This window comes from Pseudomonas asplenii (assembly GCF_001293465.1).
Classification (GTDB): Bacteria; Pseudomonadota; Gammaproteobacteria; order Pseudomonadales; family Pseudomonadaceae; genus Aquipseudomonas; species Aquipseudomonas fuscovaginae_B.
Genome location: NZ_JSYZ01000023.1, coordinates 92,323 through 119,185, shown reverse-complemented (window position 1 = coordinate 119,185; position 26,863 = coordinate 92,323). Strand labels below are relative to the sequence as shown.

Below are 26,863 nucleotides of genomic sequence, written 5' to 3'. Positions count from 1 at the left end.
ATGTGCAGGGCGATGGCCGGGCCATCGAGGAGACCAGCCAGCGGTTGCCGGTCGACCTGAATCTGCGCCTGCGGGCCCAGGCCCGGCTGTTGGGGGTGAGCGCCGCGAGCCTGTTCCACCTGGCCTGGGCCCGGGTACTGGCGGCCACCAGTGGCCGCTCGTCGGTGGTGTTCGGTACCGTTCTGCTCGGTCGCATGCAGGGCGGTGCCGGCAGCGACCGCGCCCTGGGGATGTTCATCAATACCTTGCCGCTGCGGGTCGATATCGATGCCGCGTCGGTACGCGACGCAGTCAAGGCGACCCATGACCGGCTCACCGCGCTGCTCGGTCACGAGCACGCCTCGCTGGCCCTGGCCCAGCGTTGCAGTGGGGTGGCGGCGCCGCTGCCGCTGTTCAGTGCCATGCTCAACTATCGCCACGGCAGCGCGGGCGAGCCGGATGCCGAAACCCGCCAGGCCTGGCAGGGCATCGAGGTGCTGACCAGCGAGGAGCGCACCAACTTCCCGCTGAGCCTGAACGTCGACGATCTGGGCGATGCCTTCCGCCTGGTCGCCCAGGTGGCCGAAGTGGGCGCGCAGCGGATCTGCGACTACATGCAGGTGGCGCTGGAGGCGCTGGTGCAGGCCCTGGAGTTCGAGCCGCAGTTGGCCGTCGAGCGCCTGCCGGTGCTGGGCGCGGCCGAGCGTGCGCAACTGCTCGACGGGCTCAATGCCACCGCGGTCGACTACGATCTCGAACAGACCCTGCACGGGTTGTTCGAGGCCCGGGTCGTACAGGCAGCCCAGGCTCCGGCCGTGCAGGCCGGCGAGCAGTGGCTGAGCTACGACCAATTGAACCGCCGCGCCAACCAGCTGGCCCATCACCTGCGCGAGCAGGGCGTGGGGCCGGATGCGCGGGTGGCGATCTGCGTCGAACGCGGCCTGGACATGGTCATCGGCCTGCTGGCGATCCTCAAGGCCGGTGGTGCCTATGTGCCGCTGGATCCGGCCTATCCGCAGGAACGGATCGCCTACATGCTGGCCGACAGCACGCCGCTCGTCGTGCTGGTAGAGGGCCGTACCCGCGGCTTGCTGGGCGAGCTGGCCGTGCCGGTGATCGACCTGGAGAACAACGTCTGGGCCCATCAGCCGGACAGCAATCCGCAGGTTCCACGACTCAGCCCACGGCACAGTGCCTACGTGATCTACACCTCCGGTTCCACCGGCCAGCCCAAGGGTGTGATCAACGAACACGCGGCGGTGGTCAACCGTCTGCTGTGGATGCAGGACAAGTATGGCCTGACCCCTGACGACGCGGTGCTGCAGAAGACCCCGTTCAGCTTCGACGTGTCGGTGTGGGAGTTCTTCTGGACGCTGTTCACCGGCGCACGGCTGGTGATGGCCCGTCCGGAAGGGCACAAGGACCCGGTCTACCTCAGTGAGGTGATCGCGGCCGAGCGCATCACCACCCTGCATTTCGTACCGTCGATGCTCGACGTCTTCCTCGCCCATGGCGACAGCGCCCTGTGCGGTGGTGTCAAGCGGGTGATCTGCAGCGGCGAGGCGCTGCCGGGCAGCGTGGTGCGCCGGTTCAAGGCGCAGTTGCCGCACGCCGGGTTGCACAACCTCTACGGCCCGACCGAGGCCGCGGTGGACGTGACGGCCTGGGAGTGCAGCGAACCGCTCGCACAGACCCCGGACAACACGCCGATCGGCAAGCCGATCGCCAACACCCGGATGTACCTGCTGGATGCGCAACTGCAGCCGGTGCCCATGGGCGTTGTGGGCGAGTTGTACATCGGTGGCGTACAGGTGGCGCGCGGTTACCTGAACCGTCCCGAACTGACCGCCGAGCGCTTCCTGAAGGATCCGTTCAGTCCGGCCGCCGAAGCCCGCATGTACCGCACCGGTGACATCGCCCGCTACCTGGCGGATGGCAATATTGAATACCTGGGGCGTAACGACGACCAGGTGAAGATCCGCGGCCTGCGTATCGAGCTGGGCGAGATCCAGGCGCGCCTGAGCGCCTTCCCGGCGATTCAGGAGGCGGTGGTGGTGGCCCGTGAGGACGTCGCGGGCGACAAGCGCCTGGTGGCCTACTACACGGCGGCCGAGGCCCAGGACATCGATGCGCTGCGGGCCCATCTGCTGGAGCGACTGCCGGACTACATGGTCCCGGCGCTGTTCGTGCACCTGGCGGCGCTGCCGCTGAGCCCCAACGGCAAGCTCGATCGCAAGGCGCTGCCGGCGCCGGACCAGGCGGCCCTGGTCGTGCGCGAATACCAGGCGCCGCAAGGCGAGGTGGAAGTCGCCCTGGCGCGCATCTGGGCCGAAGTGCTCCGGGTCGGGCAGGTCGGGCGCCACGACAACTTCTTCGAACTGGGAGGGCATTCGCTGCTGGCGGTCAAGCTGATCGAGCGCATGCGCCAGCAGGGCCTGGCGGCCGATGTGCGGGTGCTGTTCGGCCAGCCGACCCTGGCGGCCCTGGCGGCGGCCGTGGGCGGGCAGGTCGAGGTGCAGGTGCCGGCCAACCGCATCGCCGTCGATTGCCCGCGCATCACACCGGACCTGCTGCCCCTGGCCGATCTCGACCAGGCGTCCATCGACCGTCTGGTGGAAAGCATCCCCGGCGGCGTGGCCAATGTGCAGGATATCTACGGCCTGGCGCCGTTGCAGGCGGGCATTCTCTATCACCACCTGGCGACGAGTGTCGGCGACCCCTATGTCATGCAGGCCCAGTTCGAGTTTGCCGGGTTGAAGCCGTTGCACGCCTTCGTCCACGCGCTCGACGCGGTGATCGAGCGCAACGACATCCTGCGTACCAGCGTGCATTGGCAAGGCCTGGGCGAACCGGTGCAGGTGGTCTGGCGCCGGGCGCCTCTGGCGCTCGAACGGATCGACAGCGATCCGCACGGCGGCGATGCCCTGGAGCAACTGCAGCAGCGCTTCGATCCACGCCACTACCGACTGGACCTCAACCAGGCGCCGCTGCTGCGCCTGGCCTATGCCCATGACGAGCAGGGCGACCGCTGGTTCGGCATCCTGCTGTTCCACCACATTCTGCTGGATCACACCGCTCTGGACGTGCTGGTGCACGAGATGAGCGCCAGCCTGCAAGGGCGGATGGCGCAACTGGCAGCGCCGGTGCCGTACCGCAACCAGGTGGCGCAGACCCGCCTGGGCACCAGCGAGGCCCAGCACGAGGCGTTCTTCCGTGGGATGCTCGGCGATATCGACGAGCCGACCCTGGCCTTCGGCCTGCAGGAAGTCGCTGGCGATGGCCGCGATATCGAGGAACTGCCAGTGCCCCTGGACACGGCCCTGAGCCGACGCCTGCGCGGGCAGGCCCGCCAGCTCGGCGTGAGTGCCGCCAGCCTGCTGCACCTGGCCTGGGCCCGGGTGCTGGGGCAGGTGTCGGGGCGCGAGGAGGTGGTGTTCGGCACCGTACTGCTGGGGCGGATGCAGGGCGGCGAAGGGGCCGACCGTGCGCTGGGGATGTTCATCAACACCTTGCCGTTGCGGGTCAGTGTGGGTTCCGTCGGCGTCCGCGAAGCCCTGCGCACCACTCACGGGCGGCTGTCGCAACTGCTCGGCCACGAGCACGCCTCGCTGGCCCTGGCCCAGCGTTGCAGCGGCGTGCCGGCTTCGCTGCCGCTGTTCAGCAGCCTGTTCAACTACCGTCATAGCGCCGCGGGCGAGACTTCGGCGCAGCAGGCGGCGACCTGGGACGGCATCCGCCTGCTGCAGGCGCGCGAGCGCAGCAACTATCCGCTGGTGCTCAACGTCGATGACCTGGGCGAGGACTTCTCGTTCAAGATCCAGGCTCCGGCCGAACTCGGTCTGGAACGGATCGGCGGCTACCTGCGCACGACCCTGCAGCATCTGGTCGATGCCCTGGAGCACGCGCCGACGACGCCGCTGCAGACGCTGCCGATGCTGCCGCCGCAGGAGCGCGAGCACCTGCTGCACGGCTTCAACGCCACCGAACGCCGCTATCCCGTCGAGCAGACCCTGCACAGCCTGTTCGAGGCACGGGCCGAGGCCCGTCCGCACGCGACGGCGCTCATCCATGGCGAGCAGGTGCTCGACTATGGCGAACTCAACCGTCGTGCCAACCGCCTGGCCCATCATCTGATCGGCCTGGGCGTGAGGCCCGGCCATCATCTGGCGATCCTGCTGGAGCGCTCGGCGGACCTGCTGGTCAGCCAACTGGCGATCAGCAAGTGTGCGGCGGTCTATGTGCCGCTGGACATCAACGCACCGGCCGAGCGCCAGGCCTTCATGATCGAGGATAGCCAGGCGCTGCTGTTGCTGACCCGCAGCAGCGAGACGCTCGGCTATCCGGTCCGGCGTGTCGATCTCGACCAGCTCGATCTCGACGGCCAGCCGGACCATGACCCACGCTTGCGGCAGTCGAGCGAGTCGGCGGCCTACATCATGTACACCTCCGGCTCCACCGGTACGCCCAAGGGGGTCCTGGTGCCCCATCGGGCGGTCAGCCGGCTGGTGCTCAACAACGGCTATGCCGAGTTCAATGAGCAGGACCGGGTGGCCTTCGCCTCCAACCCGGCGTTCGACGCCAGCACCCTGGAAGTCTGGGCGCCACTGCTCAACGGCGGCTGTGCGGTGGTGGTCGAACAGGACGTGCTGCTGTCCCGCGAGGCCCTGGCGAACCTGCTGCGCGAGCAGCGGATCAGTGTGCTGTGGATGACCGCCGGCCTGTTCCACCAGCATGCCGATGGCCTGCTGGCGGCCTTGCGCGGCCTGCGCTACCTGATCGTCGGTGGCGATGTGCTCGACCCCGCGGTGGTCGAGCGGGTGCTGCGCGACGGTGCGCCACAGCATCTGCTCAACGGTTACGGACCGACCGAAGCCACCACCTTCTCGACCACCTTCGAAATCACCGCAGTCGAGGGCGGCAGCATTCCGATCGGCCGGCCCATCGGCAACACACGCGCCTATGTGCTCGACGCCCGCCAGCAGCCGGTGCCGGTCGGCGTGGTCGGTGAGTTGTACATCGGTGGCCTCGGGGTTGCCCTGGGCTACCTGAACCAGCCGCAACTGAGCGCCGAGAAGTTCCTCGTCGATCCGTTCAGCCCCAGTTCCCAGGGCCTGATGTACCGCAGCGGCGACCTGGTGCGCTGGCGTGCCGACGGCAACCTGGAGTATCTGGGCCGTAACGACAATCAGGTCAAGCTGCGTGGTTTCCGCATCGAGCTGGGCGAGATCGAGACCCGCCTGGGCCGCCATCCGCAGGTGCGCGATGTGGCGGTGCTGGTGCGTGAACTCGCGCCGGGCGACAAGCGCCTGGTGGCCTGGTTCACCGCTGCCGTGGCCGGCGCGGCGCCGGATGTCGAAGCGCTGCGCAATCACCTGCAGGCACAGTTGCCGGACTACATGGTGCCTTCGGCCTACGTGCAGCTCGACGCCTTGCCGCTGACCGCCAACGGCAAGCTCGACCGCCGGGCGCTGCCGGCACCGGACCAGGCCGCGCTGTCGAGTCGGGCGTTCGAAGCCCCGCAAGGGGAGGTGGAAACCGCCCTGGCGCGGATCTGGGCCGAGGTGCTCAAGGTCGAACAGGTGGGTCGCCACGACCACTTCTTCGAACTGGGCGGCCACTCGCTGCTGGCGGTGACGCTGATCGAGCGCATGCGCCAGGCCGGCCTCAGTGCCGACGTGCGGGTGCTGTTCAGCCAGCCGACCCTGGCGGCCCTGGCCGCCGCCATCGGCAGCGGTCGCGAGATCGAGGTACCGCGCAACCTGATCGAGGTCGGTTGCCAGCACATCACCCCGCAACTGCTGCCCCTGGTGGAACTGGACCAGGCGAGCATCGATCGTCTCGTCGCCACGGTACCCGGCGGGGCGGCCAACGTGCAGGACATCTACCCGCTGGCGCCGTTGCAGGAAGGCATTCTCTATCACCACATGAGCGCCGGGCAGGGCGATCCGTACCTGCTGCAATCGCAGATGGCCTTCGACAGCCGGGTGCATCTGCAGGCGGTGATCGAGGCCTTGCAGCAGGTGGTCGACCGCCACGACATTCTGCGTACCAGCGTGCACTGGGACGGCCTGGAGCGGCCGTTGCAACTGGTGCGCCGGCAGGCCGAACTGCCGGTGCAGGAGCTGCTGCTCGACCCGGCGGCCGGGGACGTGCTGGAGCAGTTGCAGCAGCGCTTCGAGACCCGCCGCTACCGCCTGGATATCCGTCAGGCGCCGCTGCTGCAACTGGTGTATGCCAACGATCCGCTGAACCGGCGCATCGTCGCGATCCTGATGTTCCACCACCTGGCACTGGACCATACCGCCATGGCGGTGGTGGTCGAGGAAATGCATGCGCTGTTGCAGCGCGGCGGCGAGGGCCTGGCCGCGCCGGTGCCGTATCGCAACTATGTGGCCCAGGCGCGCCTGGGGGTCAGCGAGCAGGAGCACGAGGCGTTCTTCCGCGACATGCTGGGCGATATCGACGAGCCGACCCTGCCGTTCGGCCTGCAGGACGTGCAGGGCGATGGCCGGGATATCGAGGAAGCACCGCTGATGCTGGCCGAGGCCCTGAGCCGCCGGCTGCGTGAGCAGGCCCGCCTGCTCGGGGTCAGTGCGGCGAGCCTGATGCACCTGGCCTGGGCGCGCGTGCTGGGCGTCACCGCCGGCAAGGACCGGGTGGTGTTCGGCACGGTGCTGATGGGGCGCATGCAGGGCGGCGAGGGGGCCGACCGGGCCCTGGGGATGTTCATCAATACCCTGCCGCTGCGGGTCGAGGTGGACGGTACGGCGGTACGTGAAGGGGTCAAGGCCACCCACGAGCGCCTGACCGCACTGCTGGGCCATGAGCATGCCTCGCTGGCCCTGGCCCAGCGCTGCAGCGCGGTGGAGCCTGCGCTGCCGCTGTTCAGTGCCCTGCTCAACTACCGCCATAGCGCCCACGACGCGTTGCCGGCAGAGGCCGGGGATGTCTGGCAGGGTATTCACCTGCTGGGCGGCGAGGAGCGCACCAACTATCCGCTGACCCTGAGTGTCGATGACCTCGGTCTCGACTTCCGGCTGCGGGTGCTGGCGGCGACTTCGGTCGGCGCGCGGCGCGTGGCCGGGTACATGCAGGGTGCCCTGGAGCAGTTGGCCGAGGCACTGGAGCAGGGGGGCGCGCTTGCCCTGAACCGTCTGGCGATCCTGCCGGCGGCAGAGCGCCGGCAACTGCTGGTGGGCTTCAATGCCAGTGCCGCCGGTTTCCCGCAGGGCCAGACCGTCCATGGTCTGTTCGAGGCCGAGGCCGAGCGTCGGCCAGAGGCGCTGGCGGTGGTGCAGGGCGACGCGACGCTCAGCTACCGCGAGCTCAATCGCCAGGCCAACCGGTTGGCCCACCATCTGCGCACGCTGGGCGTGCAGCCGGATGATCGGGTGGCGATCTCGGTCCGTCGTGGCCCGCAGATGCTGGTGGGCCTGTTGGCGATCCTCAAGGCCGGGGCCGGTTATGTGCCGGTCGATCCGGCCCTGCCGGATGAGCGCCAGCGTTACCTGCTCGAAGACAGCGCACCGGCGGTGCTGCTGACCCAGAGCGAGTGGCGTGGACGGTTGCCGGGCCTGCAGGTGCCGGTGCTGGAACTGGACCGGGTCACCTGGCAGGAGCAGTCCGTCGACAATCCCGTGCCGGGCGCGCTGACGCCGGCGCACCTGGCCTATGTGATCTACACCTCCGGTTCCACCGGTCTGCCGAAAGGGGTGATGGTCGAGCACCGTACCGTGGAGAACCTGGTGCACTGGCATCGCACGGCCTTCGATCTGCAGGCTGGCGGCCATGCCTCCAGCGTCGCCGGTTTCGGTTTCGACGCCATGGCCTGGGAAGTCTGGTCGACGCTGTGTGTCGGCGCGACCCTGCACCTGCCACCGGCGCAGATCGATCACCAGGACATCGATCGCCTGCTCGGCTGGTGGTTGCAGCAACCGTTGCAGGTGAGCTTCCTGTCCACCCCGGTGGCCGAACATGCCTTCAGCCGGCAACTCGAACATCCGACCCTGCGCACGCTGCTGATCGGTGGCGACCGCCTGCGCCAGTTCAGCCAGGCGCAGCGCTTCGCGGTGATCAACAACTACGGCCCGACCGAAGCCACGGTGGTGGCGACCTCCGGCCTGATGGAAGCCGGGCAGGTGCTGCATATCGGCAAGCCGATCGCCAATACCCGGGTCTACCTGCTGGACGAACAGCTACAACCGGTGCCGGTCGGCGTGGCGGGTGAGTTGTATATCGGCGGGGCCGGCGTGGCGCGGGGTTACCTGAACCGTCCTGATCTGACCGCCGAACGTTTCATCCGCGATCCGTTCAGTGCCGATCCGCAGGCGCGCCTCTACCGTACCGGCGACCAGGCGCGGTGGCTGGCCGATGGCAATCTCGATTACCTCGGCCGTAACGACGACCAGCTGAAAATCCGCGGCGTGCGCATCGAACCGGGCGAGATCGAGGCGGCCTTGAGCGGTCATGCGTCGGTCAGGGACGCCGTGGTGCTGGTCCGTGACGGACGTCTGGTGGCCTGGTTCAGCGCCGACGAAAGCCTGTCGATCGAAACGTTGAGCGACTACCTGCACGATCACCTGCCGGACTACATGGTGCCGTCGGCCTATGTGCAGCTCGATGCGCTGCCGCTGACCGCCAACGGCAAGCTCGATCGCCGGGCACTGCCGGCGCCGGACCAGGCGGCCCTGTTGAGCCGCGCGTTCGAGGCCCCGCAAGGGGCCGTCGAGATCGCCCTGGCGCAGATCTGGGCCGAGGTGCTCAAGGTCGAGCGGGTGGGTCGCCACGACCACTTCTTCGAGCTGGGCGGCCATTCGTTGCTGGCGGTGACGCTGATCGAGCGCATGCGCCAGGTCGGTCTCGACAGCGATGTGCGGGTGCTGTTCAACCAGCCGACCCTGGCGGCGCTGGCCGCAGCCATCGGCAGCGGTCGCGAAGTCGAGGTACCGGAAAACCGCATTCCCGCCGCTTGCCGGCAGATCACCCCGGACCTGCTGTCGCTGATCGAGCTGGACCAGTCGAGCATCGACCGTCTCGTCGCCGCCATCCCCGGTGGCGCGGCCAACGTGCAGGACATCTACCCGCTGGCACCGCTGCAGGAAGGCATCCTCTATCACCACATGAGTGCCGGGCAGGGCGACCCGTACCTGCTGCAGTCGCAGATGGCCTTTGACAGCCTGGCGGACCTGCAGGCCTTTACCGGCGCCCTGCAGCAGGTGATCGACCGCCACGACATCCTGCGCACCAGCGTGCACTGGGAAGGGCTGGAACGGCCGCTGCAGGTGGTGCGCCGGCAGGCGCCGCTGCGGATCCGGGAGGTCGCGCTGCAGGCCGCTGATGGCGATGTCCTGGCGCAGTTGCACCAGCGCTTCGATGCCCGGCACTACCGCCTGGATATCCGCCAGGCACCCCTGGTGGAACTGGTGCATGCCCACGACCCGGTCGGCCAGCGGATCGTCGCGATCCTGCTGTTCCATCACCTGGCCGTCGACCACACCGCGATGGAAGTGGTGGGCCACGAAATGCGTGCCTTCATCGAAGGCCGTGCCGATGCACTCGGCGCGCCGGTGCCGTACCGCAACTACGTGGCCCAGGCGCGCCTGGGCGTCAGCGAACAGGAGCACGAAGCGTTCTTCCGCGAGATGCTTGGCGATATCGACGAACCGACCTTGCCATTCGGCCTGCAGGACGTGCAGGGCGACGGGCACGACATCGAGGAAGCCTGGCAGCGCCTGCCACTGGAGCTTGCCATTCGGCTGCGCCAGCAGGCACGGCTGCTCGGGGTCGGCGCCGCGAGCCTGTTCCACCTGGCCTGGGCCCGGGTGCTGGCGGCCGCTTCCGGCCGGCAGACGGTGGTGTTCGGCACGGTGCTGCTGGGGCGCATGCAGGGCGGCGACGGTGCCGACCGGGCGTTGGGCATGTTCATCAACAGCCTGCCGTTGCGGGTCGATATCGACGACACGCCGGCGCGCGCCGGGGTCAAGGCGATCCACGGCCGCCTGACCGCGCTGCTCGGCCACGAGCACGCCTCGCTGGCCCTGGCCCAGCGCTGCAGTGGCGTGGCCGCGTCGCTGCCGCTGTTCAGCGCGATGCTCAACTATCGCCACAGTGATGCCGGTCTCTTCGACAAGGCCACCCCAGGTGCCTGGAGGGGCATCGAGACCCTGGCCAGCGAGGAGCGCACCAACTATCCGCTGAGCCTGAACGTCGACGACCTGGGTGAAGGCTTCAGCATGACCGCGATGACGCCGGCCCGCATCGGTGCGCAGCGCGTCTGTGACTTCATGCTGGCGGCCCTGGAAGGGCTGGTCGAGGCGCTGGAAAAGGCGCCGCGGCGGGCGCTCAACCGCCTGCCGGTGCTGACTGACCGCGAGCGTCGGCAGGTGCTGGAGGCGTTCAATGCCACTGAGGTCGCCTACGACCTCGAGCGGACCCTCCATGGCCTGTTCGAGGCCCAGGCCGAACGTGCGCCGCAGGCGCAGGCGGTGGCCGCCGGCGAGCAGCGCCTGGGCTACGGCGAACTGAATCGCCGCGCCAACCAGTTGGCCCACTACCTGCGCGAGCGGGGTGTGGGGCCGGACAGCCGGGTGGCGATCTGCGTCGAACGCGGCCTGGACATGGTCGTCGGCCTGCTGGCGATCCTCAAGGCCGGTGGCGCCTACGTGCCGCTGGACCCGGCCTATCCGGCCGAGCGGATCGCCTACATGCTCGCTGACAGCGCGCCGCTGGCGGTGCTGGTGCAGGGCCGCACCCGCGACCTGCTGGGTGAGGTGACGGCACCGGTGATCGATCTGGACTGCAACACCTGGCAGGACCGCTCGGCGGACAATCCACGGGTACCCGGCCTGACCCCACGGCACAGCGCCTACGTGATCTACACCTCCGGTTCCACCGGCCAGCCCAAGGGCGTGATCAACGAACACGCGGCGGTGGTCAACCGCCTGCTGTGGATGCAGGACGAGTACGGCCTGACTGCGGATGATGCGGTGCTGCAGAAAACCCCGTTCAGCTTCGACGTGTCGGTCTGGGAGTTCTTCTGGCCGCTGTTCACCGGTGCACGGCTGGTGATGGCGCGTCCGGAAGGGCACAAGGACCCGATCTACCTGGGCGAGGTGATCAAGGCCGAACAGATCACCACCTTGCACTTCGTACCGTCGATGCTCGACCTCTTCCTGGCCCATGGCGATGTCAGCCGTTGTGCCAGCGTCCAGCGGGTGATGTGCAGCGGTGAGGCCTTGCCGGGCAGCGTGGTGCGGCGGTTCAAGGCGCAGTTGCCGCATGCCGGGTTGCACAACCTCTATGGCCCGACCGAGGCCGCGGTGGACGTGACGGCCTGGAACTGTGCCGGCCCGATCGAGCAGACCCCGGACAACACGCCGATCGGCAAACCGATCGCCAACACCCGGATGTACCTGCTCGACGCTCAGATGCAGCCGGTACCGCTGGGTGTGGTCGGTGAGCTGTACATCGGCGGGGTGCAGGTGGCGCGGGGCTATCTGAACCGTCCCGAGCTGACCGCCGAGCGTTTCCTCGACGATCCGTTCAGCACGACGCCGGAGGCCCGGATGTACCGCACCGGTGATATCGCCCGCTACCTGGCGGACGGCAACATCGAGTACCTGGGGCGTAACGACGACCAGGTGAAGATCCGCGGCCTGCGTATCGAACTGGGCGAAATCCAGGCGCGCCTGGCCGCCTTCCCGGCGGTGCAGGAGGCGGTGGTGGTGGCCCGTGAGGACGTCGCGGGCGACAAGCGCCTGGTGGCCTACTACACGGCGGCCGAGGTCCAGGACATCGATGCGCTGCGGGCCCATCTGCTGGAGCAACTGCCGGACTACATGGTCCCGGCGCTGTTCGTGCACCTGGCGGCGTTGCCGCTGAGCCCCAACGGCAAGCTCGATCGCAAGGCGCTGCCGGCGCCGGACCAGGCGGCCCTGGTCGTGCGCGAGTACGAGGCACCGCTGGGTGAAACCGAAATACTGATGGCCCGGCTCTGGGCGGAACTGCTGAATGTCGAGCGTGTAGGTCGCCACGACAACTTCTTCGAGCTGGGTGGGCACTCACTGCTGGCCGTCAGCCTGATCGGCCGTCTGCACCAGGAAGGCATGGAAGCCGACATGAGGGCGCTGTTCGAACAACCGACGTTGGCCGGATACGCCGCAATTACCGAACAAATGGAGATCGCCTTGTGAACGTGACGGAACTGCTGGCCATATTGAAGGCAAAAGGCATCCAACTGGCTGTCAGGAACGATCAACTGATCGTACAGGGTAACAAGCAGGCACTGACCGAGCCTGAACTGCTGGCGCGCCTGCGCGAGTACAAACCGGTGCTGATCGGCATGATCCGCGACGGTTCCTATTCGCCGGCGGCGAGCGGCCAGGTGACGGTGCCGGCCAACGCCATCGAGGCCGGGACCACCCGCATCACCCCGGCGATGCTGCCCCTGGCCAATCTGGACCAGGAGCAGATCGACCGGATCGTCGCCCAGGTACCGGGCGGGGTCGCCAACGTGCAGGATATCTACCCGCTGGCACCGTTGCAGGAGGGCATCCTGTTCCACCACGCCAGTGCGACGCAGGGGGATCCCTATGTCATGCAGTCACAGTTCGCCTTCGCCGACCTGGAGCGGCTGACGGCTTTCGCCCAGGCCTTGCAGAAGGTCATCGACCGCCACGACATCCTGCGCACCGCAGTGCTCTGGGAGGGCCTGGAAAGTCCGGTACAGGTGGTCTGGCGCAAGGCCGAACTGGTGGTGGAAGAGGTGCTGCTCGAACCGCACGAGGGTGAGGCGCTGCAACGGTTGCACGAGCGTTTCGACGCTCGCCACTATCGCCTCGATGTGAGCCGGGCACCGCTGATCCGCCTGGTGTACGCGCGCGATGAAGCCGCGCAGCGGCTGGTGGCGATGTTGCTGTTCCACCACATGGCCCTGGACCATAGCGCACTGGACGTAGTGCGCCATGAGATGGGCGCGTTCCTGCGCGGGCAGGGTGGGCAACTGGGCCAGCCGGTGCCGTTTCGCAACTATGTAGCCCAGGCCCGCCTGGGAATCAGCCAGGCGGAGCATGAAAGCTTCTTCCGCGAGATGCTGGCGGAGATCGACGAGCCGACCTTGCCCTACGGCCTGCAGGACGTGCAGGGCGACGGCACGGCCATCGACGAATTCAATCTGGCGCTGGAGCCGCAACTGAACCTTCGGCTGCGGGCCCTGGCCCGGCAGCAGGGGGCGAGTGTCGCCAGCCTGTTCCACCTGGCCTGGGGCCAGGTGCTGGCGGCGTTGTCGGGCAGGCGCAGCGTGGTCTTTGGCACGGTGCTGATGGGCCGCATGCAGGGCGGTGGCGATGGCGACCGGGCGCTGGGGATCTTCATCAACACGCTGCCGGTGCGGGTCGATATCGGCGGCCTGACGGTCCAGGCCGGGGTCCGTGCGACCCAGGCCCGGCTCACCGCGCTGATGCGCCACGAACACGCACCGCTGGCGCTGGCCCAGCGCTGCAGTGGGGTCGAGGTGCCAACGCCGCTGTTCAGCAGCCTGCTCAACTACCGGCACAACGGCCTGGCGGTCGCCGCCAGCGCCAGCGACGCGGCCTCGGCCTGGCATGGCATCACCCCGCTGAGTTCCGAGGAGCGCACCAACTACCCGCTGACCCTGAGCGTCGACGATCAGGGCGAGGACTTCCGCCTGGCCCTGCTGGCCAGCTCGCAGATCGACGGGCAGCGGGTCTGTGACTACATGCGCACGGCCCTGGAGCAACTGGCGCAGGCCCTCGAACAGAGTCCGCAGGCGTTGCTGGAGCACCTGTCGATCCTGCCGATGGATGAGCGCGAGCTGTTGCTGAAGGGCTTCAACGCCAGCCAGGCCGACTACCGGCAAGGGTTGACCCTGCACCAGCGCATCGCCGCCCGGGCTGCCGAACAGCCGCAGGCGGTGGCTGCGGTGTGCCAGGGACAATCATTGAGTTATGCCGAGTTGAACCGGCAGGCCGAGGTCCTGGCCCACCACCTGGGTGAACTCGGCGTTCGCCCCGACCAGCGGGTGGCGATCGTTGCCCGGCGCGGGCTCGATACCCTGGTCGGGTTGCTGGCGATTCTCAAGGCCGGGGCCGGCTATGTGCCGATCGATCCGGCCCACCCGGCCGAGCGCCTGCGTTACCTGCTCGACGACAGCGCACCGGTGGCGGTGCTGACCCAGGACGACCTGCTGGCCCGCCTGCCGGAACTGGCGGTGTCGGTGATCAACCTCGACAAACCGTTCTGGCAGGAGCACACCGTCGCCAGCGGGCAACTGCCGACCCCTGATCCCCGGCACCTGGCCTATGTGATCTACACCTCCGGTTCCACCGGGCTGCCCAAGGGGGTGATGGTCGAGCACCACACCGTGTCCAACCTGGTGGACTGGCATTGCGCGGCCTTCGATCTGTGCCCGGGACGGCACACCTCCAGCGTCGCCGGTTTCGGCTTCGACGCCATGGCCTGGGAAGTCTGGCCGGCCCTGTGCGCCGGGGCGACCCTGCACCTGCCGCCGCCGGCCGAGGGCGGCGAGGATGTCGACGGCCTGCTCGACTGGTGGTGCGCGCAGCCGCTGGACGTCAGCTTCCTGCCGACGCCGATCGCCGAACACGCCTTTGCCCGCAACCTCGAACACCCGACCCTGCGTACACTGCTGATCGGCGGTGACCGCCTGCGCCAGTTCAGCCGCAACCAGACCTTCGAGGTGATCAACAACTATGGTCCGACCGAGGCCACGGTGGTCGCCACCTCGGGGCGGGTCGAGGCCGGGCAGCTCCTGCATATCGGCAAGCCGATGAGCAATGCGCGCGTCTACCTGCTCGACGAACGCCAACGCCCGGTGCCGCTGGGGGTGGCCGGTGAGCTGTATGTCGGCGGTGCCGGCGTCGCCCGCGGTTACCTCAACCGCCCGGAACTGACCGCCGAGCGTTTTCTCCATGATCCGTTCAGCGATGATCCCCGGGCGCGCATGTACCGCACCGGCGACCTGGCCCGCTGGCAGCTCGACGGCACCCTCGAGTACCTGGGACGCAACGACGACCAGGTGAAGATCCGCGGCATGCGCATCGAGCTGGGCGAGATCGAGAGCCGGCTCAACCAGCTTCCCGGTATCCAGGAAGCGGTGGTGCTGGCCCGCGAGGACCAGCCGGGGCAAGCGCGGCTGGTGGCCTATTTCACCGAGCAGGCGCAGGTCGATGCGTTGGAAACCGCCGAGCTGCGGGCCTGGCTGCAGGCCCACCTGCCGGACTACATGGTGCCGGCCGCCTATGTGAAGCTGGCCGCGCTGCCGCTCACGGCCAACGGCAAGCTCGATCGCCGGGCGCTGCCCAGGCCCGAGCTGGATGCCCTGTTCACCCGCGAGTACGAAGCGCCCGAGGGCGAGCTGGAAATCACCCTGGCGCAGATCTGGAGCGAGGTGCTGCAGGTCGAGCGGGTCGGTCGCCGCGATCATTTCTTCGAACTGGGCGGGCACTCGCTGCTGGCGATGCGCATGGTGGCGCAGGTCCGCCAGCGCCTCGGCGTGGAATTGGCGCTGGCGCAACTGTTCGCCAATGCCGAGCTGGCGGCAGTAGCCGAAGCCCTCGGCCAGGCGGCCCGCAGTACCCTGCCGGACATTCTCGCGGTGGCGCGGGACCAGGCGCTGCCACTGTCGTTCGCCCAGCAGCGGCTGTGGTTCCTGGCGCAGATGGGCGCCGCGAGCAGCGCCTACAACATTCCGGTCGGCCTGGGCCTGCACGGCCCGCTGGACAGCCAGGCGCTGCAACGGGCGCTGGCGCGTATCGTCGAGCGTCACGAGACCCTGCGCAGTCGTTTCGTCCTGCACGGTGACGAGCCACGGGTGGAGATTGCTCCGGTCGGCCAGGGGCTGCGGTTCGCCATCGAGGACCTGCGCGCGACCCCCGATGCCCAGACCTGCGTCCAGGCGCGTCTGCGCGAGGAAGCCGGCGAACCGTTCGACCTGCAACAGGGGCCGCTGATCCGTGGCCGTCTGCTGTGCCTGGCCGACCGGCACCATGTGCTGCTGCTGACCCTGCACCATATCGTCTCCGATGGCTGGTCGATGGGCGTGCTGACCCGCGAGCTGATGGCGCTCTACGAGGCCTTCCGCCACGCCCGGCCTGACCCGCTGCCACCGTTGGCGGTGCAGTACGGCGACTTCGCCGTGTGGCAACGGCGTTGGCTCGATGGCGAGCTGTTGCAGCAGCAGGGCAGCTACTGGCAACAGGCCCTGGCCGGCGCGCCAGCCCTGCTGATGGTGCCCACCGACCGGCCGCGTCCGGCCCGCCAGGACTACGCCGGCGCCACGATCGGTTTCACCCTGGATGAACGCCTGAGCGCCGCGGTCAGGGCCCTCGGCCAACGTCATGGCACCACCCCCTACATGACCCTGCTGGCCGCCTGGGCCCTGCTGCTGGGGCGCCTCAGCGGGCAGCATGATCTGGTGATCGGCTCGCCGGTGGCCAACCGCCAGCGGGCCGAGGTGGAAGGCCTGGTGGGGCTGTTCGTCAACACCCTGGCGATCCGCCTCGATGTCTCCCCACAGCAGACCGTCGAGGCGCTGCTGGCCCAGGTGCGCGAACGGACCCTGCAGGCCCAGGCTCACCAGGACCTGCCGTTCGAGCAGGTGGTGGAGCTGACCCGGCCGGAGCGCAGCCTGGCCCACAGCCCGCTGTTCCAGAGCATGTTCTCCTGGCAGAACCACGATGAGGCGGCGCTGCAACTGGGCGACCTGCAACTGGAGGCGCTGGCCGGCAGCGGGCAGTTCGCCAAGTTCGACCTGGCCCTCGACCTCGGCGACGGCGGCGCGCAACTGGTGGGCTCGCTGACCTATGCCACGGCCCTGTTCGACGCGGCCACCATCGAGCGTTATCTCGGTTATCTGCGTGGTGTGCTGCAGGCGATGGTCGACAACGACCAGGCCAGCCTCGGCCAGGCTAATCTGCTGGACGAAGCGCAGCGCGTGCAGTTGCTGCAGGACTTCAATGCCAGCCAGGTCGAGTACCCCCGTGGGCATACCCTGCACGGGTTGTTTGAACGTCAGGTCGAGCGCACGCCGGATGCCGTGGCGGTGCGGATGGACGGGCAGGCACTGAGCTACCGTGAGCTCAACCGTCAGGCCAACCAGCTGGCCCATCATCTGCGGGCACTGGGTGTGCAGGCGGATGAGCGGGTGGCGATCTGCGTGACCCGCGGGCCACGGATGCTGGTGGGCCTGTTGGCGATTCTCAAGGCCGGTGGCGCCTATGTGCCGGTCGATCCGGCCCATCCGGCCGAGCGGATCCGCTATCTGCTGGAGGACAGCGCCCCCCTGGCCGTGCTGGTCCAGGGCAACACCCGCGAGCTGGCGGGCCGGTTGCAGGTGCCGCTGGTCGATCTCGACCAGCCGACCTGGCACGACCAGCCCGTCAGCGATCCGCACGTGGCGGGGCTCGCTGCCCGGCACCTGGCCTATGTGATCTACACCTCTGGCTCCACCGGCCTGCCCAAGGGCGTGATGGTCGAGCACGGCACCGTGGAGAACCTGGTGCACTGGCACTGTGCGGCCTTCGATCTGCGTGCCGGCAGTCACACCGCCAGCGTTGCCGGCGTCGGTTTCGATGCCATGGTCTGGGAAGTCTGGCCGGCGCTGTGCGTGGGCGCGACCCTGCACCTGCCGCCGGCGAGCCTGGGCAGCGGCGAGCTGGATGGCCTGCTCGACTGGTGGCGGGCGCAGCCGTTGCAGGTGGCGTTCCTGCCGACGCCGGTGGCCGAGTATGCCTTTGGCCAGGGCCGTGGCCATCCGACCCTGCGCACCCTGCTGATCGGCGGCGACCGCCTGCGGCACTTCGCCGAGGACCCGGGCTTCGCGGTGATCAACAACTACGGCCCGACCGAAGCCACGGTGGTGGCGACCTCCGGGCAGGTCGAGCCGAATGGGCTGCTGCATATCGGTCGGCCGATCGCCAACGCGCGCCTCTATCTGCTGGACGAACAACTGCGTCCGGTGCCGGTGGGGGTGGCCGGCGAGCTGTATGTCGGGGGGGCCGGGGTGGCGCGCGGTTATCTGCACCGCCCGGAACTGACCGCCGAGCGTTTTCTCGACGACCCGTTCAGCACACTGCCGCAGGCCCGTATGTATCGCACCGGCGACCTGGCGCGCTGGCGGGCCGACGGTACCATCGAGTACCTGGGCCGCAATGACGACCAGGTGAAGATCCGTGGTGTACGGATCGAGCTGGGCGAGATCGAGGCCAGCCTCAACCGCCTGCCGGGCGTCCGTGAAGCGGTGGTGCTGGCCCGTGAGGATGAGCCCGGCCAGGTGCGCCTGGTGGCCTATCTGACCGAGGCGGCATCGGGCGGCTTGCCCGAGCCTGGTGAATTGCGCGCGCAGTTGGCGACGCAACTGCCGGAGTACATGGTGCCGGTGGCCTATGTCCGGCTCGACGCGCTGCCGCTGACCGCCAATGGCAAGCTCGACCGCCGGGCGCTGCCGGCGCCGGCGCTGACGGCCCTGTCGCAGCGTGAATACCAGGCGCCCGAAGGCGAGCTGGAAAATACCCTGGCGCGGATCTGGGGCGAATTGCTGCAGGTCGAGCGGGTCGGTCGGCGGGACCATTTCTTCGAGCTGGGCGGCCACTCGTTGCTGGCGATGCGCATGGTTTCCCAGGTGCGCCTGCAATTGCAGCGCGAGCTGCCGTTGGGCGAGCTGTTCGCCAATCCCGAACTGGCGGCCGTGGCACGGTTTCTCCAGAGCGATGCACCGGTCAGCCTGCCGGCCATCGTCGCGGTTCCCCGTGACGGCGCGCTACCGCTGTCGTTCGCCCAGCAGCGGCTGTGGTTCCTGGCCCAGATGGACGGTGCCAACAGCGCCTATAACATTCCCGTCGCCCTGCGCCTGCGTGGGCAGTTGCAGGCCCAGGCCCTGCAACAGGCGCTGGCGACCCTCGTCGCGCGCCACGAAACCCTGCGCAGCCGTTTCGTCGAATGCGATGAAACACCCCAGGTGCTGATCGCCCCGGTTGAGGCCGGCCTGCTCCTGCAGGTCGAGGACCTGCGCCAGCATCCGCAGGCCGCCACCGCCCTGGAAGACCTGCTGAGCGATGAAGCCCGTGCCCCGTTCGACCTTGCGCGCGGGCCGTTGATTCGTGGCCGGCTGGTGATCCTCGGCGAGGAGCATCATGTACTGCTGCTGACCCTGCACCACATCATCGCCGATGGCTGGTCGATGGACGTGCTGACCCGCGAGCTGGTCGCGCTGTACGCCGCCTTCAGCCGCGGCGAGGATGACCCGCTGCCGCCCCTGGCCTTGCAGTATGGCGACTTCGCCGTCTGGCAGCGGCAGTGGTTGAGCGGCGAGGTGCTGGCGCGGCAGAACGCCTACTGGCAGCAGGCCCTGAGTGGTGCGCCAGCCCTGTTGATGCTGCCCACGGACCGACCGCGTCCGGCGCGTCAGGACTATGCCGGGGGCCAGGTCGAGATCCATCTCGACGCGTCGTTGAGCGCGGGGCTCAGGGCGCTCGGCCAGCGCCATGGGCTGACGCTGTACATGACCCTGATGGCCGGCTGGGGCGCGCTGCTCGCTCGCCTGGCCGGGCAGGACGAGGTGGTGATCGGTTCGCCGGTCGCCAACCGCCAGGGCGCGGAGATCGAGGGCCTGATCGGGCTGTTCGTCAATACCCTGGCGATTCGTCTCGATGTGGCCGGCGCCGGGAATGTCGCCGCGCTGCTGGCACAGGTTCGCCAGCGCATTCTCGAGGCCCAGGCGCACCAGGACCTGCCGTTCGAGCAGGTGGTGGAACTGATCCGGCCGGCGCGCAGCCTGGCCCACAGCCCGCTGTTCCAGACTCTGCTGACCTGGCAGGCGGGCGAGCGTGCCGAAGCGGTGCCCGGTGGCCTGCAGTTGGAAGGGATCGCTGCCCCGGGGCATTTCGCCAAGTTCGATCTGTCCCTGAACCTGGGCGAGACCCAGGGCTGCATCAGCGGTGGCCTGGTGTACGCCACGGCGTTGTTCGACGAGTCGACGATGCAGCGTTATGCCGGCTACTTCGAACGCCTGCTGCGGGCCATGGTCGCCGACGACCAGGCCCGGTTGGCGCGGATCGACCTGCTGGACATGACCGAGCGCGAGCACTTGCTGGGGGATTTCAATGCCACCGACACCGGCTACAACCTGGCGCAGACCCTTCATGGCCTGTTCCAGGACCAGGTCGAGTGGGCGCCGGAAGCCGTGGCGCTGCAGGCGGACGAGGAGCGCCTGACCTACCGGGCGCTGAACCAGCGCGCCAACCAGTTGGCCCACCACCTGCGCGAGCAGGGTGTGGAGCCGGATGCACGCGTGGCGATCTGCGTCGAACGCGGCCTGGAGATGGTCGTCGGCCTGTTGGCGATCCTCAAGGCCGGCGGCGCCTATGTACCGCTGGATCCGGCCTATCCGCAGGAGCGCATCGCCTACATGCTCGCTGACAGCGCACCGGCGGTGGTGCTGGTGCAGGGCCGCACCCGCGACCTGTTGGCTGAGGTGGCGGTACCGGTGATCGACCTGGACTGCAACACCTGGCACAACCGCTCGGTGAACAACCCGTGGGTGGGTGGACTGACCCCAAGGCATAGCGCCTACGTGATCTACACCTCCGGCTCCACCGGCCAGCCCAAGGGCGTGATCAACGAACACGCGGCGGTGGTCAACCGCCTGCTGTGGATGCAGGACGAATACGGCCTGACCCCGGATGACGCGGTGCTGCAGAAAACTCCGTTCAGCTTCGACGTGTCGGTCTGGGAGTTCTTCTGGCCGCTGTTCACCGGCGCGCGGCTGGTGATGGCGCGTCCGCAAGGGCACAAGGACCCGCTGTACCTGAGCGAGGTGATCCAGGCCGAGCAGATCACCACCTTGCATTTCGTGCCGTCGATGCTCGATGTGTTCCTGGCCCACGGTGATGCCGAACGCTGCGCCAGCGTGAAACGGGTCATGTGCAGCGGTGAAGCCTTGCCTGGCAGTGTGGTGCGTCGGTTCAAGGCGCAGTTGCCGGGTGCCGAACTGCACAACCTCTACGGTCCGACCGAGGCCGCGGTGGACGTGACGGCCTGGAACTGTGCCGGCCCGATCGAGCAGACTCCGGACAATACGCCGATCGGCAAGCCGATCGCCAACACCCGGATGTACCTGCTCGACCCACAGATGCAGCCGGTACCGCTGGGTGTGGTCGGTGAGTTGTACATCGGCGGGGTGCAGGTGGCACGCGGTTACCTCAATCGCCCCGAACTGACTGCGGAACGTTTCCTCGACGATCCGTTCAGCACGACGCCGGAGGCCCGGATGTACCGCACGGGCGATGTCGGCCGCTACCTGGCGGACGGCAACATCGAGTACCTGGGGCGTAACGACGACCAGGTGAAGATCCGCGGCCTGCGTATCGAGCTGGGCGAGATCCAGGCGCGCCTGACCGCCTTCCCGGCGATTCAGGAGGCAGTGGTGGTGGCCCGTGAGGACGTCGCGGGCGACAAGCGCCTGGTGGCCTACTACACGGCGGCCGAGGTTCAGGACATCGATGCGCTGCGGGCCCATCTGCTGGAGCAACTGCCGGACTACATGGTCCCGGCGCTGTTCGTGCACCTGGCGGCGCTGCCGCTGAGCCCCAACGGCAAGCTCGATCGCAAGGCGCTGCCGGCGCCGGACCAGGCGGCCCTGGTCGTGCGCGAGTACGAGGCACCGCTGGGTGAAACCGAAATACTGATGGCCCGGCTCTGGGCGCAGCTGCTGAAGGTCGAGCGTGTGGGGCGCCACGACAACTTCTTCGAGCTGGGTGGTCACTCGCTGCTGGCGGTCAGCCTGATCGGACGCATGCGCCGGCTTGGCCTGACGGCCGATGTGCGGGTGCTGTTCGGCCAGCCGACCCTGGCCGCGTTTGCCGCCAGCCTCGGCGCGGGGCGCGAGATCGAGATTCCGGCCAACCGCATCCGGGCCGGTGCCCGGCGGATCACGCCGGCTGACCTGGCGCTGGTGACACTGGAGCAGGAGGCCATCGACCGGATCGTCGCCAGCGTGCCGGGTGGCAGCGCCAACGTGCAGGACATCTACCCGCTGGCGCCGTTGCAGGCGGGGATTCTCTACCACCACCTGGCCGCCAGCGAAGGCGACCCGTACCTGCTGCAGGCGCAATTCGCGTTTGCCAGCCGGGAGCGCCTGGACGCCTTCAGCCAGGCTCTGGGGCAGGTGATCGAACGCAATGACATCCTGCGCAGCGCGGTCCTCTGGGACGGACTGCCGGAACCGTTGCAGGTGGTGCTGCGCGAGGCGCCGCTGGTGTGCGAGGCGGTGTCGCTGGATCCGGCCGATGGGGAGGTGTCCAGCCAGTTGCTGGCGCGCTTCGATACCCGCCACTATCGCCTGGACATCACCCGAGCGCCGTTGCTGCGCCTGGTGCACTGCGCCGATCCGGCCAATGGCCGGATCATCGGGCTGCTGTTGTTCCATCACCTGGTCATGGACCACGTCGCGCTGGAGGTGCTGCAGCAGGAACTGCAAGCCTGCCTGCTCGGCCATGGCGAACGGCTGGGCGCCGCGGTGCCTTACCGCAACTACGTGGCCCAGGCCCGTCTGGGCATGAGCGAGCAGGAGCACGAGACGTTCTTCCGCGAGCAACTGGGGGACATCGATGAGCCGACCCTGCCGTTCGGCCTGCGGGACGTTCAGAGCAATGGCGGTGGCGTCGAGGAGCGCCAGCGGCCGGTCGATCCGGCGTTGAGCCGACGCCTGCGCCAGCAGGCCCGGCAACTGGGCGTCAGCGCCGCGAGCCTGGTGCACCTGGCCTGGGCGCGGTTGCTCGGGGCGGCGGCGGCCCGTGAGCAGGTGGTGTTCGGCACCGTGCTGCTCGGGCGCCTGCAGGGCGGCGAGGGCGCCGAGCGGGCCCTGGGGGTCTTCATCAATACCTTGCCGTTGCGCGTCGACATCGACGCCCGGTCGGTACGCGAGGCCCTGCAGGCCACCCATGGAGGCCTGGCCCGGCTGCTGGCCCATGAACATGCGCCGCTGGCGCTGATGCAGCGTTGCAGCGGCGTGGCCGCTGGCACGCCGCTGTTCAGTGCCTTGCTCAACTACCGGCACGGAGCCTCGGCAACGGCGGCAGACGATGAGGTTCGGGGCGCCTGGCAGGGCATCGAGTTGCTCAAGGCCGAGGAACGTACCAACTACCTGTTGACCCTCAGCGTCGACGACCTGGGCGAGGACTTCGCCCTGACCGCGCTGGCACCGGCACAGATCGGTGCGCAGCGGGTCTGCGACCTGATGCACGCGGTGCTGGAGAACCTGGCGCAGGCCCTGGAGCAGCAACCGACCTTGCCGATCGAGCAACTGTCGGTGCTGCCGGGCGATCAGCGTCGGCAGTTGCTGGACGGATTCAACGCGACCACGCGCGAGTATCCGCACCTGCAGACCGTGCACCGGCTGTTCGAGGCGCAGGCCCTGGCCCGTCCCGAGGCCCAGGCGCTGGTGCACGGGACACAGAGCCTCAGCTACCACGCCTTGAACGCCCGGGCCAACCGCTTGGCCCATCACCTGCTGGCCCTCGGCGTGGCGCCGGGTGACACGGTGGCGATCCTGCTGGAGCGCTCGGCGGACCTGCTGGCCAGCCAGTTGGCGATCAGCAAGTGCGCGGCGGTGTACGTGCCGCTGGACATCAATGCCCCGGTCGAACGCCAGCGCTTCATGCTTGAAGACAGCCGGGCGGTGCTGCTGTTGACGCGTGGTGATGAGCTGGCCGACCTGGCATTGCCCCGGGTCGAGCTGGACAGCCTGGCCCTCGACTGGCGGCCGGAGCACAACCCGGATCTGCCGCAGTCGTCCGAGACGGTGGCCTACCTCATGTACACCTCCGGCTCCACCGGTACCCCCAAGGGCGTACTGGTGCCGCACCGGGCGATCACGCGTTTGGTGATCAACAACGGCTACGCCGATTTCAACGAGCACGACCGGGTGGCCTTCGCTTCCAACCCGGCGTTCGACGCCAGTACCCTGGAGGTCTGGGCACCGTTGCTCAACGGCGGTTGCGTGGTGGTGGTCGACCAGGGCGACCTGCTGTCGCGTGATGTGCTGGGGGCGTTGTTGCAGGAGCAGGCCGTCAGCGTGTTGTGGATGACCGCCGGCCTGTTCCAGCAGTACGCCGACGGCTTGATGGAGGCTTTGCGTGGCCTGCGCTACCTGATCGTCGGTGGCGACGTGCTCGACCCGGCCGTGATCGAGCGGGTGCTCAGGCACGGGGCACCCCGGCATCTGCTCAATGGCTACGGCCCGACCGAGGCCACGACCTTCTCCACCACCTTCGAGATCACCACGGTGGGCGAGGGCAGCATCCCCATCGGCCGGCCGATCGGCAACGCCCGCGCCTATGTGCTGGATGCCCGGCGGCAGCCGGTGCCGGTAGGCGTGGTCGGTGAGTTGTATGTCGGTGGCGCGGGCGTGGCGAAGGGCTACCTGAACCAGCCGGAACTGACGGCGGAGAAATTCCTCGCCGACCCGTTCAACCCGCTGCCGGACAGCCTGATGTATCGCACCGGCGACCTGGTGCGCTGGCGCGCCGATGGCAACCTGGAGTACCTGGGGCGCAACGACGGCCAGGTGAAGATCCGTGGCTTCCGCATCGAGCTGGGCGAGATCGAGACCCGCCTGGGCCGGCATCCGCAGGTTCGCGAGGTGGTCGTGCAGGTACATGAGCTGGCGCCGGGCGACAAGCGCCTGGTGGCCTACTTCACGGCGATCGGCGAAGGCGTGGCGCCGCAGGTCGAGGAACTGCGCAACCATCTGCTCGGGCAATTGCCGGACTACATGGTGCCGTCGGCCTATGTGCGGTTGCCTCTGCTGCCCCTGACCGCCAACGGCAAGCTCGATCGCAAGGCGCTGCCGGTGCCGCTCATCGAGGACTTCGCCAGCCGTGCCCATGTCGCTCCGGCGAACCCGCTCGAGCAGACCCTGGCGCAGCTCTGGGCCGACGTGCTCAAGGTCGAGCGGATCGGCCGCCACGACAACTTCTTCGAGCTGGGAGGCCATTCGCTGTTGGCGATCCGCCTGGTCAACCTGCTGGAACAGGCGGGCCTGCCAGTGTCGCTGGCGGAGTTGTTCCAGCATGCCAGCGTCGAATCGCTCGCCACCTTGCTCAGCCAGCGCGGCGCCGCGCCGCAAGGGCGCGACGAGGTGATCACCGTGCGGGCCGGCGGCAGTCAGCCGGGGCTGTTCCTGGTGCATGAGTTCAGTGGTGCGGATGCCTATTTCCCGGTGCTGGGCCAGCACCTGCCCGGCGATTTCCCGATCTACGGCCTGCCGGGCATCGCCCTGGGCCAGCCGCAGTTGCGGACCATGGAGTGCCTGGCGGCACGGCTGGTGGAACTGATCCGCGAGGTGCAGCCGCAGGGGCCGTATCGCCTGGCCGGCTGGTCGTTCGGGGGGGTACTGGCCTACGAGATCGCCATCCAGTTGCTGGGCCAGGACCAGCCGGTGCAGTTCCTCGGCCTGTTGGACAGCTACGTGCCGCGCCTGACCGACCAGGGCAAGGCGCGCTGGGCCGGTGAGGCGGCGCACAAGCGCCACCTGCTGCTGCAATGCTCGGCCTGGCTTACCGTCGAAGGGCCGGCGGGCAGCGATGGCCTGGCGCAGGTGCGGCAGTTGGAGCAGGACCTGGACCGCTTCGACTTCGACGGCCTGCTGGAGCACTGCCGCGAACGGCAGTTGCTGCCGGCCAGTCTCGGTTCGGTATCGTCGCAGGCGTTGTGGCCGTTCATCGATCGCGAGGTGGCCCATGGGCATGCCTTGGCCCATTACCGCCTGCACCCGATCGGCATGCCGGTGCACCTGTTCCGGGCCGGCGAGCGTACCAGCGAGCTGGCGCGGCGCAGCGAGTCGCTGGGCTGGGCAGAGGCCCTGGGGCGTGGCGAACTGCGCTGCATCGAGGTACCGGGCGATCACTTGAGCATGATGCAGGCGCCGCATGTCCAGGTCCTCGGCCAGGCGCTCGGCGACGCCCTGGAGCGTGCGCAGGTGGCGCCGGGCAGCGTGCACCAGCCGCTGTTGACGATCCAGCAGGGCCGCGCCGGCCGCCCGCCGATCTTCTGCGTGCCCGGTGCCGGGGACAGTGTCACCGGATTTATCGGGCTCACCGATGCCCTCGGGCCGGACTGGCCGGTGATCGGCCTGCAGCCCCGCGGGCTGGATGGCGAGTCGGTGCCGCACAGTTGTGTCGAGAGTGCCGCGCAGTTGTATCTACAGGCGCTGGAGCAGGCCTGCCCGGAGGGGCCGTTGCATCTGGTCGGCCATTCCTTCGGTGGCTGGGTCGCCTTCGAAATGGCCACCCGGCTGCAGGCGGCCGGGCGCGAGGTGGCCTCGCTGACGTTGATCGACAGCGAGTCGCCCGGCGGCAACAGCGTGATCGGCAAGCCCTATACCACCACTGCGGCCCTGCAGCGGCTGGTCGAGGCGATGCAGTTGGCCTCGGGCAAGTCCCTGGGCATCGATGCGCAGGCCTTCGCCGAACAGGACGACAACACCCAACTGGCGCAACTGCATGCCGGCATGGTCCGGGTCGGTCTGCTTTCGGCACGGGCGGCGCCGCAGGCCATGCATGGCCCGGCGCGGACCTTCGCCAGCGCACTGCGTACCGTCTATCGGCCGCAGCGGGGTTTTGTCGGTCGGGCCAGCCTGGTGCTGGCGGACGATCCGACCCTGGACGCGGCCGGCAACCAGCGCGAGCAACAGGCGATGGTCGCCGGCTGGAGCGCCCAGGTCGACGAACTGACGGTCTGGTATGGGCCGGGCAACCATTTCAGCCTGCTCAAGGCGCCCGCCGTGAGCCAGCTGGCGGCCTGGTGGCTGGGCCGATTGTCGGCTGCCGTGGAGGAGGGGGTGTCGTGA

2 protein-coding genes (1 of these 2 cut by a window edge) are annotated in these 26,863 nt (G+C 68.6%); both read left to right on the top strand.

What is annotated here, in order from left to right:
* Nucleotides 1-12,170 carry the 3' portion of a non-ribosomal peptide synthetase gene (locus tag PF66_RS26450; RefSeq protein ID WP_054064280.1) on the top strand. Its footprint begins 10,534 nt before the window's first position, so only the last 12,170 of its 22,704 coding nucleotides appear in the window; the start codon falls outside the window, past its left edge; it ends in the stop codon at nt 12,168-12,170.
* Nucleotides 12,167-26,863 (top strand): non-ribosomal peptide synthetase, encoded by a 14,697-nt coding sequence (locus PF66_RS26445; protein ID WP_054064279.1) that lies wholly within the window; start codon nt 12,167-12,169, stop codon nt 26,861-26,863. The genes PF66_RS26450 and PF66_RS26445 overlap by 4 nt, the downstream gene beginning before the upstream one ends.